Origin of the sequence: Kineothrix sp. IPX-CK (assembly GCF_039134705.1) — a bacterium.
GTDB classification, from domain to species: Bacteria; Bacillota; Clostridia; order Lachnospirales; family Lachnospiraceae; genus Kineothrix; species Kineothrix sedimenti.
In genome coordinates, this window is record NZ_CP146256.1 from 1,918,423 (window position 1) to 1,935,156 (window position 16,734).

29 protein-coding genes are annotated in these 16,734 nt (G+C 33.8%); 28 read left to right on the forward strand and 1 reads right to left on the reverse strand.

Annotation, left to right across the window (positions count from 1 at the left end):
* Positions 1-516: 516 nt before the first annotated feature.
* From V6984_RS09270 to V6984_RS09340, 15 genes are all read left to right on the forward strand, one after another.
* Complete coding sequence (locus V6984_RS09270) at positions 517-1,020, forward strand: hypothetical protein (protein ID WP_342759503.1); 504 nt, start codon at positions 517-519, stop codon at positions 1,018-1,020.
* A 557-nt stretch (positions 1,021-1,577) separates the two neighbouring features.
* On the forward strand, positions 1,578-1,955 hold the full coding sequence (locus V6984_RS09275; protein ID WP_342759504.1) for a hypothetical protein: 378 nt from the start codon (positions 1,578-1,580) through the stop codon (positions 1,953-1,955).
* Entirely contained in the window at positions 1,939-2,163 is a 225-nt protein-coding gene (locus V6984_RS09280) for a hypothetical protein (RefSeq protein ID WP_342759505.1), read from the forward strand. The genes V6984_RS09275 and V6984_RS09280 overlap by 17 nt, the downstream gene beginning before the upstream one ends.
* A 90-nt stretch (positions 2,164-2,253) precedes the next feature.
* Positions 2,254-2,718 carry an HAD domain-containing protein gene (locus tag V6984_RS09285; protein WP_342759506.1) on the forward strand — a complete coding sequence of 155 codons (465 nt, stop codon included), beginning with the start codon at positions 2,254-2,256 and terminating at the stop codon, positions 2,716-2,718.
* A gap of 60 nt (positions 2,719-2,778) precedes the next feature.
* Positions 2,779-3,663, forward strand: a complete 885-nt coding sequence (locus V6984_RS09290; protein ID WP_342759507.1) for a hypothetical protein — start codon at positions 2,779-2,781, stop codon at positions 3,661-3,663.
* Positions 3,664-3,936, forward strand: coding sequence for a hypothetical protein (locus V6984_RS09295; protein ID WP_342759508.1), 273 nt, complete (start codon positions 3,664-3,666; stop codon positions 3,934-3,936).
* Between the two features lie 118 nt (positions 3,937-4,054).
* Entirely contained in the window at positions 4,055-4,801 is a 747-nt protein-coding gene (locus tag V6984_RS09300) for a DNA adenine methylase (protein ID WP_342759509.1), read from the forward strand.
* The gene (locus V6984_RS09305; protein ID WP_342759510.1) at positions 4,794-5,552 is read left to right on the forward strand and encodes a site-specific DNA-methyltransferase; all 759 of its coding nucleotides are present in this window, start codon (positions 4,794-4,796) and stop codon (positions 5,550-5,552) included. The genes V6984_RS09300 and V6984_RS09305 overlap by 8 nt, the downstream gene beginning before the upstream one ends.
* On the forward strand, positions 5,549-5,869 hold the full coding sequence (locus V6984_RS09310; protein ID WP_342759511.1) for a hypothetical protein: 321 nt from the start codon (positions 5,549-5,551) through the stop codon (positions 5,867-5,869). The genes V6984_RS09305 and V6984_RS09310 overlap by 4 nt, the downstream gene beginning before the upstream one ends.
* A 62-nt stretch (positions 5,870-5,931) precedes the next feature.
* Complete coding sequence (locus V6984_RS09315) at positions 5,932-6,342, forward strand: hypothetical protein (protein ID WP_342759512.1); 411 nt, start codon at positions 5,932-5,934, stop codon at positions 6,340-6,342.
* 40 nt (positions 6,343-6,382) lie between these two features.
* Positions 6,383-6,754, forward strand: a complete 372-nt coding sequence (locus V6984_RS09320; RefSeq protein ID WP_342759513.1) for a hypothetical protein — start codon at positions 6,383-6,385, stop codon at positions 6,752-6,754.
* 57 nt (positions 6,755-6,811) lie between these two features.
* Complete coding sequence (locus tag V6984_RS09325) at positions 6,812-7,969, forward strand: AAA family ATPase (RefSeq protein WP_342759514.1); 1,158 nt, start codon at positions 6,812-6,814, stop codon at positions 7,967-7,969.
* Between the two features lie 28 nt (positions 7,970-7,997).
* The gene (locus tag V6984_RS09330; RefSeq protein ID WP_342759515.1) at positions 7,998-8,630 is read left to right on the forward strand and encodes a SprT-like domain-containing protein; all 633 of its coding nucleotides are present in this window, start codon (positions 7,998-8,000) and stop codon (positions 8,628-8,630) included.
* 21 nt (positions 8,631-8,651) lie between these two features.
* Positions 8,652-8,819 (forward strand): hypothetical protein, encoded by a 168-nt coding sequence (locus V6984_RS09335; RefSeq protein ID WP_342759516.1) that lies wholly within the window; start codon positions 8,652-8,654, stop codon positions 8,817-8,819.
* 103 nt (positions 8,820-8,922) lie between these two features.
* Positions 8,923-9,156 carry a hypothetical protein gene (locus tag V6984_RS09340; protein ID WP_342759517.1) on the forward strand — a complete coding sequence of 78 codons (234 nt, stop codon included), beginning with the start codon at positions 8,923-8,925 and terminating at the stop codon, positions 9,154-9,156.
* Between the two features lie 39 nt (positions 9,157-9,195).
* On the opposite strand, the gene V6984_RS09345 is transcribed toward V6984_RS09340, so the two are convergent.
* Positions 9,196-9,417, reverse strand: a complete 222-nt coding sequence (locus tag V6984_RS09345; protein ID WP_342759518.1) for a hypothetical protein — start codon at positions 9,415-9,417, stop codon at positions 9,196-9,198.
* A 150-nt stretch (positions 9,418-9,567) separates the two neighbouring features.
* Here V6984_RS09345 and V6984_RS09350 point away from each other — a divergent pair, with 150 nt between their 5' ends.
* The 13 genes from V6984_RS09350 (at position 9,568) to istB (ending at position 16,734) form a co-directional block, all read left to right on the forward strand.
* Complete coding sequence (locus V6984_RS09350) at positions 9,568-9,747, forward strand: hypothetical protein (protein WP_342759519.1); 180 nt, start codon at positions 9,568-9,570, stop codon at positions 9,745-9,747.
* Between the two features lie 28 nt (positions 9,748-9,775).
* Positions 9,776-9,943, forward strand: coding sequence for a hypothetical protein (locus V6984_RS09355; protein WP_342759520.1), 168 nt, complete (start codon positions 9,776-9,778; stop codon positions 9,941-9,943).
* A 12-nt stretch (positions 9,944-9,955) separates the two neighbouring features.
* Positions 9,956-10,447, forward strand: coding sequence for a hypothetical protein (locus V6984_RS09360; protein WP_342759521.1), 492 nt, complete (start codon positions 9,956-9,958; stop codon positions 10,445-10,447).
* Complete coding sequence (locus tag V6984_RS09365; protein WP_342759522.1) at positions 10,437-10,772, forward strand: hypothetical protein; 336 nt, start codon at positions 10,437-10,439, stop codon at positions 10,770-10,772. Before V6984_RS09360 ends, V6984_RS09365 begins: the two co-directional genes overlap by 11 nt.
* A 53-nt stretch (positions 10,773-10,825) precedes the next feature.
* Positions 10,826-11,101, forward strand: a complete 276-nt coding sequence (locus V6984_RS09370; protein ID WP_342759523.1) for a hypothetical protein — start codon at positions 10,826-10,828, stop codon at positions 11,099-11,101.
* On the forward strand, positions 11,101-11,283 hold the full coding sequence (locus tag V6984_RS09375; protein WP_342759524.1) for a hypothetical protein: 183 nt from the start codon (positions 11,101-11,103) through the stop codon (positions 11,281-11,283). The genes V6984_RS09370 and V6984_RS09375 overlap by 1 nt, the downstream gene beginning before the upstream one ends.
* 166 nt (positions 11,284-11,449) lie before the next feature.
* Positions 11,450-12,271, forward strand: coding sequence for a hypothetical protein (locus V6984_RS09380; protein WP_342759525.1), 822 nt, complete (start codon positions 11,450-11,452; stop codon positions 12,269-12,271).
* Between the two features lie 48 nt (positions 12,272-12,319).
* Complete coding sequence (locus V6984_RS09385; RefSeq protein WP_342759526.1) at positions 12,320-12,538, forward strand: hypothetical protein; 219 nt, start codon at positions 12,320-12,322, stop codon at positions 12,536-12,538.
* Positions 12,539-13,291, forward strand: a complete 753-nt coding sequence (locus V6984_RS09390) for a hypothetical protein (protein WP_342759527.1) — start codon at positions 12,539-12,541, stop codon at positions 13,289-13,291. It begins immediately after the preceding gene.
* A 68-nt stretch (positions 13,292-13,359) separates the two neighbouring features.
* Entirely contained in the window at positions 13,360-13,731 is a 372-nt protein-coding gene (locus V6984_RS09395) for a hypothetical protein (RefSeq protein WP_342759528.1), read from the forward strand.
* 60 nt (positions 13,732-13,791) lie between these two features.
* The gene (locus V6984_RS09400) at positions 13,792-14,343 is read left to right on the forward strand and encodes a hypothetical protein (RefSeq protein WP_342759529.1); all 552 of its coding nucleotides are present in this window, start codon (positions 13,792-13,794) and stop codon (positions 14,341-14,343) included.
* An 80-nt stretch (positions 14,344-14,423) separates the two neighbouring features.
* The gene (gene istA / locus V6984_RS09405; RefSeq protein ID WP_425324244.1) at positions 14,424-15,905 is read left to right on the forward strand and encodes an IS21 family transposase; all 1,482 of its coding nucleotides are present in this window, start codon (positions 14,424-14,426) and stop codon (positions 15,903-15,905) included.
* Positions 15,898-16,734: an IS21-like element helper ATPase IstB gene (gene istB, locus V6984_RS09410; RefSeq protein WP_342755953.1), complete on the forward strand. Its 837-nt coding sequence runs from the start codon at positions 15,898-15,900 to the stop codon at positions 16,732-16,734. Before istA ends, istB begins: the two co-directional genes overlap by 8 nt.

Here is a 16,734-nt window from a genome sequence, read left to right on the forward strand (position 1 = left end):
TTAAATGTTAGAAAATAGAATAGAAAGGATGAGTTATGAAGTATGTAATTGTTTGTCCTAGATGTGGAAATAGCGAAATATCTATGGACAAGAGTATGATCGGATTATTTGAGTGTAACAAATGTAAGAATGTATTTGATACTTATAGTGGAAATTTTGGTTTTAATGATATTGTTAGTGATGAAAAGAGAATAAATAAAAGAACAGCCTGTGTAAGTTTGGCGACCTGACAGACTGTTCTCGTAACACAACTAGAGATAATTCTGAGTTGATATTCTATATTATATCAATTCTGAAATGGCTTAGTCAAGCCGAGATTATCCTAAAATAAGTATTCCAAAAGAGTAATCAATTGGATAGAGGGCAGGATTCTTGTCCAGTAAACCTTAGTTGGCTTTACAAACTTAGAAGTTCTAGGATGAATTAATGCTTTCAAGTCCAAAAATAGAGAAATAAAAATTATAGGAGGAAAGAGGTTTGGTATACCACTAAGTTGCAACTTACTCCTTATACATAATGGAAATAAACAGAGTTTGGCAAATGCCAAATAAAAATACATTTTCTATCAAGCCAATAAGAGAATTAATACATAAATATGCTAATGGAAAAATTATTGATCCATTTGCAAACGGAAATCAGATAGCAACCGTCACTAATGATTTAGACACTCAATACGATACTGATTATCACATGGATGCCTTAGACTTTCTAAAAATGTTTGATAATAATTCTATAGATACAGTATTGTATGACCCACCGTACTCGCCAAGACAAATAAGTGAGTGTTATAAAAATTTAGGACAAACAGTTAATATGCAAACTACTCAGGCTTCTTACTGGTCTAAACAAAAAGAAGAAATTGGTAGAATTGTTAAGAAGGATGGAGTCGTTATTACTTGTAGTTGGAATAGCGGCGGAATTGGCAAAAAGTATGGATTTAAAATAGAAGAAATTCTTTTAGTCCCACATGGTGGCTGGCATAACGACACGATTGTGGTAGTTGAAAGAAATGTAACATGAAAGACTGAATTCATCGGTTGAGATGAGGTTATTTTAATGGAACGTGGTAAGAGAGTAGAGATTAATCCTGTAGACGATGCTGCATTAATATATACTTCGTCTGCACAAGAAAAATATAATGATTTTTCAGAGAAATGATAAAACACCCTCACAAATTATATGAGTACCATACGGGAACTAAATTGTCACCATTGAAAAGAATATATATGGATGCCAAATGTAAGTTTGTAAAGAGTAGTTGCGAAAAACAACAGAAAGCAATCAATAAGGCTATAAAGCCGTTTATAAGAAAAAAATAATCAATAAGAAAGGAAAATAATTTATTCACCGGTGGAGCTGCGCAGCGATAGATTTGGTGAATTAAAATAGGATTAAACATAGGATATTTAACTTCTGATATAGAAGATAATGAATTATTTTCTCCTTATTACATAGTAGATCACATCATTAAATATTTACCTAAAGATAAGATTATTTGGTGTCCATTTGACGAAGAGTGGTCTGCATTTTATCGAAGATTAGATGAAGAAGGGTTTAGCGTTGTAAGAAGTTGTTTGATGGAAGGACAAAATTTCTTTGAGTATGAGCCAGATGAGTGGGATATTATCGTTTCCAATCCACCATTTTCAGTAAAGGATAAAGTTTTGGAACGATTATACTCCTTTAATAAACCGTTTGCAATATTGCTTCCACTCAATTCCTTACAAGGAAAACAAAGATATAAATATTTCAAAGAAGGCATTCAGATTCTTAGTTTTGATGCGAGAGTTAGCTATCACGATAAAGAACATATGGATAGCGTAGTAAAAGGAAGTCCGTTTGCAACAGCTTATTTCTGTAGAGATTTACTTTCAAAGGATCTTATTATTGAAAAGTTGATTACATATGAAAGACCGTTGATTTATGGAGGTATACAAAATGTCAAACTCAGGTAAATGGTATGCATGTAAAAAAGATTTTTCAGTGCCATTATTAAATCATAAGAATAGTAAAATTTCTGATTTTGTAATTGAACACAATAGTTTTTGGTGGACTGATTCAAATGATAAACCGCAAGTAGGAAATGTTATATTAAACACTCCTACGATGACGGTTGAAATTAGTGAAAAGCTATTATTGGAGTGTTTTACAGATGTGACGTAGATTGAAATGAAATTTTAGTTTCAAAGGAAAGTTAAGAGGTGTAGTGGTATAAAAGTAATATTTTTAGACGTGGATGGGGTACTTAATTCTATGGCATATTTTGAATCATTGGGCATGAAAAAGTATAGACCACACCATGACGAGATAAGTGACTATAATCTCCGTATGTTGTCCAAGATATATCACGCCTGTGATGCTTACATTGTCTTGTCATCGACATGGAGAACTCTTGATGACTCAAAACATACAGAATCATACGCAATGTATAAATACCTTGAAGATTCACTTGCAAAATACGATATAAAAATCATGTCAAAAACTCCAATCATTAATCACAACAGACCATTAGAAATTAAAACATGGTTAGATGAGAGAGTTGATAGGGATGATATTAAATTTGTTAGTCTGGATGATGATTTTAGTAAGGAACAATATAGAGAATACGGTATAGAAGATTGCTTGATAGATACAAAATTTTTCTGTAAAGAGTTGTCTGAAGGTGGTTTGCAACAAGAACACGTGGATAGGGCAATAAGGATTTTAAACGGAGAATAAACAATTGAGAATAGAAAATGTAGTGGTATTGGGATTTCAAAAGAATAGAAAGGGAAATGGATGGACTTTAAAATCATAGATTGTATTGATTATATTTATATTTCTAAAAATGAAAGATATAACTCAGCTATTGATAATTTACTTTTTGATGGGGAAAAGGCAGAAATAACGAATAAGAATTATTGGTACAAATTACCCCACATTCCCAAAAGTGTAACTGTTAAAAAACCAAATGAACAAATAAACAAAAGGTATGAATTAAAATCTGGTTACGCTGCCACGGAATTGATGCCACAGATTATCACAATGGAAATGTATAACACAGATGCGTATGACGAGATAATTGGTTGTTATTCATTAAAATATGATGAAGTAGATGGCGGTTACGAAGATATAGAATTTACCATTGATAAAATTTACACAAAGAAGGACTTTGAGTTTGTTCCAAATACATATTGTGCAACCGTAGGATTATTAACAGAAATTGAATATCCAGAAGAAGTTTATCAGGATATGCCTTGCAAATTGGATTCTAAGCAAGTTTTTGACTTGATCAGGGAACACGTTAAAGCCAATATCAACACGTCTATTGCAAAAGTGACTTCTGATTATGATTTTCACTTTGAGGTAACAAGAAATATAGGACTTGCTAATCCATATACGAAGATGGTTGATACAAATAGTTCTTGGATGAATAAAAGAAGAAAGCCAAAATGGGTTGAAAAAATGGTATCTGATAAATCTGTTCCTATCTTAAATATTAAGACACCCGGTTCAAGTGATTATGGAAAAGATTGTGTAATTCCTTCTCCAATAATAGGAGAAAATTATAAAGATTTAGAGAAAAAGGTTAACAGCTATTTAGATGAAATTATGATTAATATTAATAAAAAATATTGTGAATGTCCTCAATGTCAGGGTTGGGGAGTTGTGGAGGTTGAATAAATGGCTACGATAAAACTTAGTAAAGATTATCTTAAAAATGAACTTGATTTACCCTATAGTGCAATTGTTGATGAAATTGTTGAGACTTCTAGGTGGTCAATCCATCATAGAATTGTATTTGAAGATAAGGGCAAATTTTATCAGGCGTACTATTCCGAGGGTGCTACCGAATGTCAAGACGAAAGCCCTTGGGAATATGAAGATGAGATTGATTGTACAGAAGTAGAGCTAAGAGAAGTAAAAATGAAAAAGTGGATGCCGGTAGAGAATTAACCGTAAGAAATACGAATTTCAACGGAGAATAATTAGTTATAAATAATACAGAAAGGAATATTAAGGTCTGCGCAGATAAAAGAATATTCTACCTTTCTGGTATACATATTTGAAATATATGGGAAGTAAGAGTAGGATAGCGAAACATATAGTTCCGATTATCCAACAACACATAAATGAAAATAAAATAAATACATATATAGAACCCTTTGTAGGTGGGGCAAATGTAATTGATAAAATCAGTTGTGAAATAAAATATGGAACTGATAAAAATAGGTATTTAATTGCATTACTGAATAGAGTAAAAGATGGAAAAGAATTATATGACTCCGTATCAAAAGATTTATATGACAAGGCAAGAACAGCATTTAATAACGGAGACACATCTGAATTTGAAGATTGGGAAGTTGGCAATATTGGGTTCATAGCCTCGTTTAATGGTAGATGGTTTGATGGTGGCTATGCAAAGCCAGGATATGAGAAAACAAAAACCGGCAAAAGATATAGAGATTACTACCAAGAAGCAAAAAATAATATTTTGAAGCAATCCAATGATTTTAATACTATTGATTTTTCTGTTTTAGATTATAAGGTATGGAAACCACAAAATACAGTTATATATTGTGATCCGCCCTACGCAAACACAAAGCAGTATGTAAATGCTACTGATTTTGATTACGAAGAGTTTTGGCAAATTATGAGAAAGTGGTCAGACAATAATATTGTTTTAATCAGTGAACAAAATGCTCCCGAAGATTTTGAATGTATTTGGGAACAAGAGGTAAGCAGAAGTATTAAAGCTGCCGATAAAAGCAAATCCACTGAAAAACTTTTTATGTACAAAGGCGGTGAAAGCAATGATTGAAGCAAACACCTTATATAATGAAGATTGCCTTGTTGGAATGAACAAGATTAAAGATAAGTCGATTGATTGTATAATAACAGACCTACCCTATGGATCGACACAATGTAAATGGGATGTAATTATTCCGTTTGAACCACTTTGGGAACAGTACAATAGAATTATTAAAGATAACGGAGCAATTGTTTTATTTAATACAGAGCCATTTGGAAGTCAATTACGATTAAGTAATTTGAAGAATTATAAATATGATTGGGTATGGGACAAAGTAAAAGGTACAGGTTTTTTAAATGCAAGAAGGCAACCAATGAGAAATCATGAGTTAATAAGTGTCTTTTATAAGAAGCAATGTATTTACAACCCACAAAAGACTTATGGACACAATAAAAAAAAGTCGTATCGGTCAAAAGAACTGCAGACGGATGTTTACGGTGAAATGAAAAATGATTATACATATGAATCAACTGAAAGATATCCAAGAAGCATACAGGTATTTTCAACGGATACACAAAATTCATCTTTGCACCCAACACAAAAACCTGTGGCTTTAATTGAATATTTAATTAAGACTTATACAAATGAAGGAGAATTGGTACTTGATAGCTGTGGTGGAAGTTTTACGACTGCAGTGGCAGCTATTAATACGAATAGAAATTACATATGTTTCGAGAAAGATAGAGAAATATTTAGTATAGGTAAAAATAGAGTTGATGAACATTTGAATAAGAAAGAGAAAGGAAATATGAATATATGAAAGTAGCATATATTTTATGTAATGGTAGTTCATCATTTGATAAATCAGGAAAGTATGACTTAGTTTTGGAAGATGGAACGGTAATTGGTAGTCACGGATGTTCTAATCGTAGTTTTGCAAATCATGATCTCACCGAATGGAGACTGAAAGAATTAGAAGCAAGCAAGGTTGATATTGTGATGAGTGGGGACAAGGTTGTCTGGAATAAAGATGGAGATAATTCGGAAACCATGAAAGAATTCTATATAGCAAATAGTGACTATGAAGCTGTGCATTGCTATGGATTTTCTAAGAATTGGAGTGAACTATCAAAATAAATTAATTATCGGAAGAAACTTTACTTTCCTACGGAAAAATAAAATAAAAGGAGACGATATTTATGAATTTAATTGGGTATGCAATACAAAAGGGAAGACAATATTATGACGAAAATACTTTATATCACGCTATACGAGTAGCGGCTTATGTTACAGAAAATAACTTGATACCAGCTAGCAAACAAGATAATTGTATAGTTTTGGCTATTATGCATGATCTACTAGAAGATACAAGTTACGAAGCAAACGACTATGTTCTTGGGTCATATTTAGAGGAGTGTTTACAACTACTTACCAGAAATAAAGAAGTAAGTTATGAAGATTATCTTAAAAATATTAAAGAACACTATGTCACACACCCGGAAGCCTATTGGGTAAAGCTTGCTGATATGAAAGATCATCTGATGTTGAAAGAAACACTTACGGATAAATTAAAGGAAAAGTATTTAAATGCGATTCCTGAGTTACTATAAAGCGGAAGAAAACGATATTTCAAGATAAATGGAGGTTGATTTGGAGAAAGAATATACATGGTCATATAGTGAAAATGATGAACTATGGCAGCATGATACTTTTGATAGCATAGAGGATTGTATTGCGGACGCAAAAGAAAATTATGGCATAGGCGCAGATGATACAATTGCTGTTGGAATAGTAGAGCCATATGTGGTAAGTGTAGATGCTGAAACAATTCTTGAAAACTTAGAAGAGAACGCCTATGAAGAATGTGGAGATGCCGCTGAGAGTTGGATTGATTATAAAAAGGAGTTAATTGATCAGCTATCGAATCGACTTACTGAATGTGTGAATCAGTGGTTAAAAGAAACCGGTAATGAACCACATTTTTATAAGATAGTTGGAGTCAAAACAATTACGGTTGAATAAAAACTAAGAGGAAAGTCGAGTTTTGTTAGGAAAGAGGTGGTAAGAATCCAATTACGAATGAACAAAAACGATGGAATTATTAAACAAGTAGTAACCGGAACTGCGGTATCTCTTGGGATAAGTGCAATTACAGGAATATTTCAGATAGTGAAAAGTATGAAAACATCAACCATTCAAATTGGTGAGTGGGATAATTCATATAATAATGTCAACAAACTTCTTTATAGAATAGAACCTAAAACTTACGTAAAACACAGGACTCCCACTACAAATAAAGAGTTTTATGAATTAAGCGAAAATATCTCCTATTTTATAAAGTTGAAAAACAACAATTATCTGAAAGTTGAGACTTACAGAGACAAAAACGAAAAGACCTCATATCCAGAACATAGATTAAGAATATCGTTCTTCGGTAAAGAGAAGTATAAATACAGAGAAGAATTTTTAACAAACGCCTTAAAGATGACAGATGAAAAACACATAAGGGTTCTTTACCTTAATGAGAACGAGATGTCTTGTGATGTAATTCCGCACTGTTTCGATAACATTGTACTTAACAGAAGCGTAAAAGAAAGAATAACAAAAGGATTATCCAATTGGATTAATAGTAAAGATTGGTATGAAGAACATCAATTAGTGCATAAAATTGGAGTATTTCTATATGGAAAACCAGGAACCGGGAAGTCTACCATTGTAAAAGCCATTAGTAATATGTTTGACAACGCTCCTATATTAACTATAGATCCCAGTAATGTAATGTGTTCAGTTAACGGAATATTAAGAACTCGAAAAAAATACGACGGTACAATAATTGTTTTAATTGAAGATTTTGATTTATGTTTTAAGAGCAGGGAAGAAGAAGTAGAATCTCAGTCCACTAACAATTCGGATTTAAAATCAATTCAACCAAAGGATTCTGCTACAAATCAAAATAGTTTATTCCAATTACTAGACGGCGTATATTCAACAGACAATACCATTTACATAGCTACAACCAATTATAAAGATAGGATAGATTCTGCCCTTATAAGATATGGACGTTTCGATATACAAGAAGAGTTAGAATATTTTGATTATGATGATGCATTAAGGTTTATTCGACTGCTTGGATATGATAAAGATGTAGTAGATAATTTCGGATTAGAGTACCCTGTGCAGCCGTCATATTTGCAGAGTAAAGTTATGGAATATAGGGCAAAGAATCAAAAATGTTAATAGATAGGAAATCTTGGTTTTATACCAAGTGAAAGGAGAATTATTGAATATTATTGGATTGGCAATAGATGAGTTATATAGGTATTTTGAGATTTTAAATAGGGATTATTTTGAGAGTAAGCTACCTGATCCGGTTATCACCATACAAAAGACTAGACCGAATAACCTTGGACATTTTACTTTGGGTAAGGTATGGAAGAATAAGAACGAAGAAAGTAATGAAGAGCTTTCCAAGTATGAAATTAATATAAACCCAATCAATCTTAATCGTTCGGTAGAGGAGATTATAGGAACTGTGCAGCATGAAATGGTTCATTATGCGAACAAGCTATCTGAAATAAAAGACTGTAATGGACAAATACATAATAAAAAGTTTAAGGTATTGGCCGAAAGTGTTGGACTGATATGTGAGAAGAGTAAAAAGTATGGGTGGGGATTTACAGAGCTTAGTAACTCATTTAAGGAATACATCGCTGAAAAAATTAATCCCAAAAGCGAAGTCTTTGATTATTTTCGTTCTGTAGAATTAAAAGCAAGTAAAACCAGGGAGAAGAAAACATTTAAGTACGTTTGTCCTCATTGCGGATTAGATATAAAGGCAAAGCCTGATGTGGAGGTCAAATGTGTAAAGTGTGATGTATTAATGGAGATGGAAGATTAAGAACTGAAACCATCGTTTTATGTGGATGAATTGGAGAAAAATATTATGACGTATACAATATCTTTGGACTTTTGGTTAGATGACAATGAAGTTATTTCAGATGACAAAATGGTAGAGATGATTAAAGAATTGCTTGATGGTACAGCTTGGGGTGTAACCAACATAAAGATACTGGATGTAAGTGATTAGGCATCATAGGAAGCAAATCTTTCAACCTGATTTATTTTTATTAGTGGTCAGATAAACTAAAATACATATAACATAGGTTCAAAATTTGAAAGGAAAATACAGAATGTTATTTAAATTTATTAGAGGAATTTTACGCGACAGAAAGAACGGTTCTAAAATACTTAATAAGTTTATGTTTGAATTATTAGATAGCACAAACGGACTTACAGCATGTATAGTAAAACGTCAAAAATGCACGGGCTGTTATTATTATGATATTAAAAAAGATTTTTGTATGTACAATAGTAAAAATCCTAGATGGGATGACGGAAAGGTAATAACTTTATGCGGAAAATAAAATAAACCCCATTAATAATAGGGTTTATTGTAAGATTCGCTATTGAAACTCAACAGTAAATACAGATTTATCCAATCCTAAATTTTTAGAATAAAATGTTATAGCTTCTTGTTCACTATGAAAATAATTTCCACAATCAGATTGGTCGGATTCAATTAAATTATCATCTTTATCGTAGGTATCAACTGAAACCAATTGATCAGCCCCAGGAGTATCCTCCCTTGACTCAAGTACGATAATAACTTTGGCTATTGATGACATAATAGTTCCCCTTTCTTATACAAATTTAAAAGATATAGACTTATTATAAGGCGAACAATAATAAATTGCAAGTTCAAAGTATCAGTAAAAATAAACAGGTAGAGTGTAAATAGAATGTGACTTTTAATTTTTTGTAAAAGAGGTGATAGGATGAAAAACGGAGATATTATAGAACTAATTGAAGATACTTATTTTTATAAGAAGGGGCAGAAAGCTACGGTAATTGATATGTGTGGTAATAGTAAAAGTTTTGAAATTATATATGTTGGAGAACATGAAATAGATATTATGCCAAAACATATGTTCAAGTTATGCGAACAAACTGACTAAATGTTGATTTTATTTGGAGAATAAATAAATGGATAGAGAAGATTTTATAAGAACATTCGATAGATTAAAACAAGATAATCCAGAACAGAAAATATTAATTGATGTTGGATCTACTAATAACGCTATAGAATTTAGAATTGATAATGTCTTTATATATGAGGATTACAACGGACGTATTGTATTAGACGCTGAGTGAGGAGAAAACATTATGAAAACAGCGGAAGAATTAATGAGGATAACTAAAAGCAAAATACCGGATTTAGTATTAGATATTATGGATGGTGTGGAAGAACACGTAATAAAAAGAATTGAAGAAGAAGCTAATAAAGGAAGTACCTATTACACTATAAATCTGAAAAAAGGTATTAATTTTATTAAAGAAGAGTTATTAAAAGAATGTATGAATCTTGCAAAGATATTTGAAGATAGCGGATACTTAGTGTCTATTGATGATGACGGAAACGGCTATTATATTGATTTTATGATTTCTTTGAGTTGGAATGGAGAAATATATATTCCGAGAGGATATATTAGTAAGCTTAATCACTTATATGAAACAAATATAAATAATGAGATTAAAGATTGCTCTACTTGCAAGAACAACGTAGAATATCCACCACCACATACATGTGATATTTGCAAAAGCTTGGATCAGGAAGAAGTATATGAAATGTGGGAGGGAAAGGGTAATGGAAGATAAACCAACAATAGAATATAAGGTTACAATAACCACTCCTACAGATGAAACCTGCATTAGCGCTGATCCTTTAGGGCTGTGTACGCCGACGGACTGCATGACATGTAAATATTCTAAAGTGAAAATAGTTAGAGAAGACAATGTTGTAATGAGAGATGACTATCAGAATAAAGATGGTATTAACGCTGGATATGATAGTAAATACAGGAATTTTAAATATAGGTTAACGAATAACCCAGCGACCTTTTTAGAGGAGTTTCTTGGATTAAAGCTTTCATATTGGCAAAGGAAAGCTGTGTCCAAAGTTATGAAAAGGAAGTATAAGTAAACTGATGAAAGGTGGGTTTCTTTTGGTGGCAAATGAGGAAAGGAAGTGTTTAGTTGAAGATAGGAACTGGTTTATATATCAATGAAAAAGAATTAATTGAAAATGAACTTGATATATTCAAAGCAAAAATTATAAAAGACTATCAATATTTATATGACGTGAAGTTTAAATGGAAAGTAGATAGAGTATTGTGTAATTATACGAAGCGTGGTTGGAGCATGGATAAAGATGAAGAAGTATGTGTGGAAATTATTTTAACAGAAGATCAAATAAAAATAATTGAATCTTTTAATACAATAATAAATCATTACAAGAGAAAGGAATTTTAATGGACACCATAAATGTTCTATTGGAGAAAATGGTTCTCATCAAAAAATTGGAATATGCAAAACAAAGATTATTTGATATAGCTACTGATTTAAGTTATGATAACAAACCTAAAAATGAACTAGCTGACGAAGCTTATAAAACAGTTGCTCTATTAGAGGATAAGAATATTGTTTGGAAATGAAATGAAACACGTCATTCATAGTAAGATTTTTAAATTATTTTATTGTTAGGAGGTAATAAAAATAGATTTAATTAAAGCACTAGAAAAACAGATAAAATTCTGTAAAGAACAGAGAAATTATAAATGTGGAATCTATGTTACAAATCAAGAACGAAGAAAAATAGTTATGGATGTTTTATCAAATATTATTCCAGTGCCAAACCATTTAATTAGGTTAAGAAAAGATCAGTGTAGCTCTGAAGTCATTTTTGATAATGGTAATAAAATAAGTATTGTTCCAGCAAATGAAAATTCAAGAGGGTGTAGGTTTAATGGAGCAATCGTTGATAATGAAACGGATATTGATGTTATCGATTGTGTTATAACTCCTCAAATCATGCCATTGAAAAATAATGACGGATTATTTGATAAAAATGATAACCCATCAACGAGGATTTATTATGTCGATATTGGATATGGTGATTTAGACAAATCGAAAAAATATAATAACAATCAACTGATATATGTAAGTAGTAAATGGAGTAATGTTAATGAACTTAGTCAATGGCAAAAAGAAATACTGAATAAATATATAAATAATTTTAATGATAATATGCTAAATATACTTAGTAAATATGAAAAGGAGTACGAATGTATGTGGATTGGTAATGATTACGATAGACCAGTAATTACAAAAGAATTAAATAATGACAAGGTGATGCTTTTTGAAGCATGGGGAATTCCAAAAGAGAATATTACATATGAAATAGAATTTATCAATAAGACAAGGCAAACATTTTTGAACGTAACTGGACGAGCAGAAATAATAGATTTAGGGTTTGAAAATGATATTAATATACATATGTTAATTGATACTGAAATTTATGATGGTTATGAAGTTAATGTAGATAACGGTATGGTAATGGTTATTCTTCATGAGATAGAAAATGAGCAGCCAGTATTAAAAGGCTATGTAAAAATGTCACATGTCGAAACTACACCATTTTAATCTATTAAAACTTCGATTTCGTTTGGAGGATATAGGGGAGGTGAAAAATTGAGGGAATTAATAGAACTAAATGCATCCGATATTATGCAAAAAATAGCAAATAGTTATGATGTAGATAAGAAGGACGTTCGGCTATTGGTTAAAAAGGAAGATGTTCCGGTTGGATTCGGTTTTGCTTGCGTGTACAAACTTAAGTGTGAGATTGTGTTGGACGGTAACCATAAGGAGTTAGAAGGAGGGGATGGTTATTTTGAAGTTTCATTATAAATGTGTGGAGAAAGGATTACAAGATTGAGTAATGTCGAAAAGGTATTAATTTATTTAGGTGATAAGAAAATACTTGAAAAAGAATTGGAAACTATCAATGAAAAAATCGAAATAGCGGCAAACGAAATAACCGATGCAGAAATAGAGAAATTAGATTATGATGTAGCCAATAATCTCTATCGTGAAATTAAATATAAACTGAACGATGTAAAGCAAAGTTCTTTTGACACGATTTTGGCTAGTAAAAAGCTGAAAAGATATCCAGAAATGTCAAAGCCTACATACTATCCTGAAATTGATTTATTGGATATTTCCGATGAAGAGAAGTTAAGATTAGATAAGTCAGCCAGGGATAGTGTGAGATATTACATTTATGAAGACAATGTAGATAAGTTTGAATTATCTGTAGAGGACTTGAACTTATTAGTGTCTATAGGGGTGGCAGAAAAGAAATATGACTTCTGTTGTGAGGAATGTGGAAATTCGTCACTTATATTAACAGAAAAAGATGTTAATACCTATAAAAGAATATGGGATCTCGAAGAGAAAAGAGATTTATTAATTACCGAAGAAACAGAATTAGATGATTTATTAAATAAATATTCATATGGTGTAATTTCATTATATTGTATGGACGATGATGATTTCTTTGTTGAAATATGCAGCTATGAACAATTGAATGCATATAAACAACATATTAGGTCACTGTATAAGATTTCAAAACAACCTGATTTGTCTTATGAGAAATTATAAGGATTAGTTAGTCTTGCTTGGAGACATGAAGGTCTTTTGAGATTAGTATAGAAAAGGAGAATAAATAAATGTTTACAAAGTTATATGAGAAACTAGATACAATCAACAGTAACGTTACGGGTCATTATGGTGAATTTGTAAAAGGCGTATATGACAAAGTTGGATATATGAAAAAAGAAAACGAATACCTAACAAAACAAATTAATGGTGTCATTGACTCACAACAAAAAACCATCGAACAATTGACAAAAGCACTTTGTAATAAATATGAACACGGGTTATTTATTTTTAGTGAGGACGGAAAAATACCGATGGTTATTCGCAATGGTAAAGAGCTTACAAATAATTTAACATCGTCGTTTGGCATTGAATGGAGTCCTGGTGAGGTTCCCAATATACAAATAGAACAGGTGGCTGCGACTTCTTATGATATGGATTAGTAAAATCGGACTAAATGTTTCTTTCATTTGGAGAATAAGAGAGTAAAGGAGAATACATAATTGGGACAAGATATTGAAATGGTATCTTTTGAAAAAGTACCAGAGTATACCGGGCTAGAACCAAACATTGCTAGTGTGTCTATAAAAGATGGTGAGATATGGGAGGGACATAGATATGCTACGTGGGTTGGTAGGATTTATCAAAGTGGAGAAGTAAAATCTGCATTTAAAAAAGATAGAGAAGGTAATAACACGGAAATTTTTGATAAGCTACGCAACGATATGAGTCTGCTTGAAAAGAGTGTCTCAATTCGCAGAGACAATAAAATGGAACATGCAACAGATTACTTTATTCCATATGCGGTAAAAGGCCACTGTTCTATGAAACCTACTGTAATAGATAATGCTGTTGACCGCGCAAGCAATGTACACTATTCAGTGGAATATGAAATTGTATTGGTTGCTAGTGATGGATTTGTAAGATATATAACAGTACCATATGAAACAGAAGGTCATTGGTCATCCTCTTTCTTTGACCATGTTGAAAGTGTGAATGGCATAATAAAAATACCCACTTTTGGCGGAGAAAATTCCCCACCTTGTTATGCCTAACGTAAAGACCAAGTTATACTGAAAGCGTAACAAAGGACTCTCCCCATAAGGAGGAAAATTTTATTATGCTGGAGGTAGACATGAAAACTACAATCATGACTCTGTATCAGAAAGGATACAACAAAACCCAGATTGGGAAGATGCTTAGCATTGACAGAAAAACAGTACGCAAAGTGCTCAGAGAAGAAACGCAGGGAAAGGAGCTGCCACAGGAAACACAGGAGGGAACCTGGCCGTCCATGCTGGATGAATACAAGGAATACATAGAAATCCAGTTATCCAAGGAATTGTCCATTACCCGCATCCACCAGGATCTGCAAAAAGAGTTCGGCGTTGCCTGCGGTTATACCACCCTGCGCGATTATGTGAAAAAAATAAGGAAATCCCAGCCTCACGCCTACATGGTGCTGCATTCCCTGCCGGGCGAAGAGGCACAGGTAGATTTCGGTTATATCGGAACCTTGAGAGTAAATGGAACACCGCGCAAAGCATGGATCTTTGTCATGTCTTTGAGCTACTCCCGCTACATGTACGTTGCTGTTACTCTGGATCAGAGCGTGCAGACCTTCATCCGGTGCCACACAGAGGCATTCCGGTACTTTGGCGGAGTTCCCCAGACCGTAAAGATCGACAACTTAAAGGCTGCTATCGTTGAGGCAGACTTTTATGAGCCGACCGTGCAGCGCACCTATGCCGCTTTTGCCGGGCACTATGGCTTCCTTCCCAATCCGTGCCGGGTATACACACCAACCGATAAAGGGAAAGTAGAATCGAACGTGAGATACGTAAAAGAAAACTGCTTTAAGGGACGGGATTTTAAAGAAATCGAAGAAGCAAAGCGGTTTCTCCTGTCATGGCTGAAAGAAACGGCAAACCGTCGGATACACGGGACTACAAGCCGAAAACCGGAAACCGTATATCTTGAGACAGAAAAAGCATATTTAAAGCCGCTTCCTGCGCAGGACTTTCTCTTTTCAAAATCCGGGGCCGCCACCGTAAGGACAGACTGCCATATCGTTCATGACGGCAATTATTATTCCGTGCCTTACACTTATATCGGAATGGAAGTGGATGTCATCGAAGTGAATCATTTATTGAAAATCTACCATGCCGGAAAAGAGATCGCCCTCCACAGTCTGTGCGGGAATGCAAAGGGCGAACATGTGACGGATAAGAGTCATTACCCATCTACCAAAACAATAACACAGGAGGAGCTTTTGTCAAGCTATCGCGAAAAAATGGCACAGGTGGGGACAGGCGCGCTGGCATTTCTGGAAGCATTTAAGGATACGGAGATGTACCAGTGCCATCATTACCGGAGCATTTCCGGTATCCTGGCACTCCGAAAAAAATATGGGGAGGATGCCGTAGACAAGGCCTGCCAAAGGGCATGCCATTATGGAAACATTACCTACCGGGCAGTAAAAAAGATCTGTGAAAGCGGTCTGTACCATCTTCCACTGGAGGATGAACAGGAACTGTCCATGGAAGGAAGAAGCAAAATCAGGAAACTGTCGGATTACCGTCAAATGACAGGACTGGGGGTGATCTCCCATGAATGATTCCTTACAGGAAAAGATAAAAAAGCTCCATCTTGCCGGAATTCTCCAAACAGCGGATATGCGGGCCCAACAGGCAGCAAAGGAACAGATGTCCTATATCGAATTTCTTGAACTGCTCATAAATGATGAAAATCTTAACCGCTCAAGAAACAGACGTAACGATCGGATGAAGCGTTCGCGCATGCCCCAGCATAAAACAATGGAAGAATTCAACTTTTCATGGCAGCCCTGCCTGAACCGTCAGGTCATCTATGCCCTTGGGACCTGCGAGTTTATCCGGAAAAAAGAAAATATAGCTTTTATCGGACTTCCCGGAACCGGTAAGACTCATCTCTCCATCGCACTTGGCATAAAAGCGATTGAACAGGGGTACACGGTGCTGTTCACCACGCTTTCGGAAATGATGGAGGATTTATACATATCCCGTGCGGACAACTCTTTCCGCCAGAAACTGAAGAAATACATTTCACCGGATCTGCTGGTAATTGATGAGTTTGGGCTCAAGAAGCTGGGCCAGACAAATGTGGACGATCTTTATGAAGTGATTTCCAAAAGATACGAGACAGCCTCTACCATCATTACTTCCAATAAGCAGTTTGATGAATGGGGGAGCATTCTTTTTGACCCGGTACTGGCAACGGCCATTCTTGACCGTTTTGTGCACCACTGCAGCTTTATAACTATAGAAGGTGAAAGCTACCGGATGAAAGAACGGGAACGGATCAGCGCTGTGAAACGGCGGGGCAGACCGAAAAAAGAGAGTTCAGGAAATGGAACAAAGGAAGGTTTGAGCGAAATGGAAGAGACCGAAGAAAGCGGGGATTTATGA

Excerpts from the sequence above, each read along its gene's own strand:
- V6984_RS09270 (WP_342759503.1), top strand. The coding sequence starts at position 517 with ATGGAAATAAACAGAGTTTGGCAAATGCCAAATAAAAATACATTTTCT.
- V6984_RS09275 (WP_342759504.1), top strand. The coding sequence starts at position 1,578 with ATGGAAGGACAAAATTTCTTTGAGTATGAGCCAGATGAGTGGGATATT.
- V6984_RS09280 (WP_342759505.1), top strand. The coding sequence starts at position 1,939 with ATGTCAAACTCAGGTAAATGGTATGCATGTAAAAAAGATTTTTCAGTG.
- V6984_RS09285 (WP_342759506.1), top strand. The coding sequence starts at position 2,254 with ATGGCATATTTTGAATCATTGGGCATGAAAAAGTATAGACCACACCAT.
- V6984_RS09290 (WP_342759507.1), top strand. The coding sequence starts at position 2,779 with ATGGACTTTAAAATCATAGATTGTATTGATTATATTTATATTTCTAAA.
- V6984_RS09295 (WP_342759508.1), top strand. The coding sequence starts at position 3,664 with ATGGCTACGATAAAACTTAGTAAAGATTATCTTAAAAATGAACTTGAT.
- V6984_RS09300 (WP_342759509.1), top strand. The coding sequence starts at position 4,055 with ATGGGAAGTAAGAGTAGGATAGCGAAACATATAGTTCCGATTATCCAA.
- V6984_RS09305 (WP_342759510.1), top strand. The coding sequence starts at position 4,794 with ATGATTGAAGCAAACACCTTATATAATGAAGATTGCCTTGTTGGAATG.
- V6984_RS09310 (WP_342759511.1), top strand. The coding sequence starts at position 5,549 with ATGAAAGTAGCATATATTTTATGTAATGGTAGTTCATCATTTGATAAA.
- V6984_RS09315 (WP_342759512.1), top strand. The coding sequence starts at position 5,932 with ATGAATTTAATTGGGTATGCAATACAAAAGGGAAGACAATATTATGAC.
- V6984_RS09325 (WP_342759514.1), top strand. The coding sequence starts at position 6,812 with ATGAACAAAAACGATGGAATTATTAAACAAGTAGTAACCGGAACTGCG.
- V6984_RS09340 (WP_342759517.1), top strand. The coding sequence starts at position 8,923 with ATGTTATTTAAATTTATTAGAGGAATTTTACGCGACAGAAAGAACGGT.
- V6984_RS09345 (WP_342759518.1), bottom strand. The coding sequence starts at position 9,417 with ATGTCATCAATAGCCAAAGTTATTATCGTACTTGAGTCAAGGGAGGAT.
- V6984_RS09350 (WP_342759519.1), top strand. The coding sequence starts at position 9,568 with ATGAAAAACGGAGATATTATAGAACTAATTGAAGATACTTATTTTTAT.
- V6984_RS09355 (WP_342759520.1), top strand. The coding sequence starts at position 9,776 with ATGGATAGAGAAGATTTTATAAGAACATTCGATAGATTAAAACAAGAT.
- V6984_RS09360 (WP_342759521.1), top strand. The coding sequence starts at position 9,956 with ATGAAAACAGCGGAAGAATTAATGAGGATAACTAAAAGCAAAATACCG.
- V6984_RS09365 (WP_342759522.1), top strand. The coding sequence starts at position 10,437 with ATGGAAGATAAACCAACAATAGAATATAAGGTTACAATAACCACTCCT.
- V6984_RS09375 (WP_342759524.1), top strand. The coding sequence starts at position 11,101 with ATGGACACCATAAATGTTCTATTGGAGAAAATGGTTCTCATCAAAAAA.
- V6984_RS09380 (WP_342759525.1), top strand. The coding sequence starts at position 11,450 with ATGGATGTTTTATCAAATATTATTCCAGTGCCAAACCATTTAATTAGG.
- V6984_RS09390 (WP_342759527.1), top strand. The coding sequence starts at position 12,539 with ATGTGTGGAGAAAGGATTACAAGATTGAGTAATGTCGAAAAGGTATTA.
- V6984_RS09395 (WP_342759528.1), top strand. The coding sequence starts at position 13,360 with ATGTTTACAAAGTTATATGAGAAACTAGATACAATCAACAGTAACGTT.
- istA (WP_425324244.1), top strand. The coding sequence starts at position 14,424 with ATGAAAACTACAATCATGACTCTGTATCAGAAAGGATACAACAAAACC.
- istB (WP_342755953.1), top strand. The coding sequence starts at position 15,898 with ATGAATGATTCCTTACAGGAAAAGATAAAAAAGCTCCATCTTGCCGGA.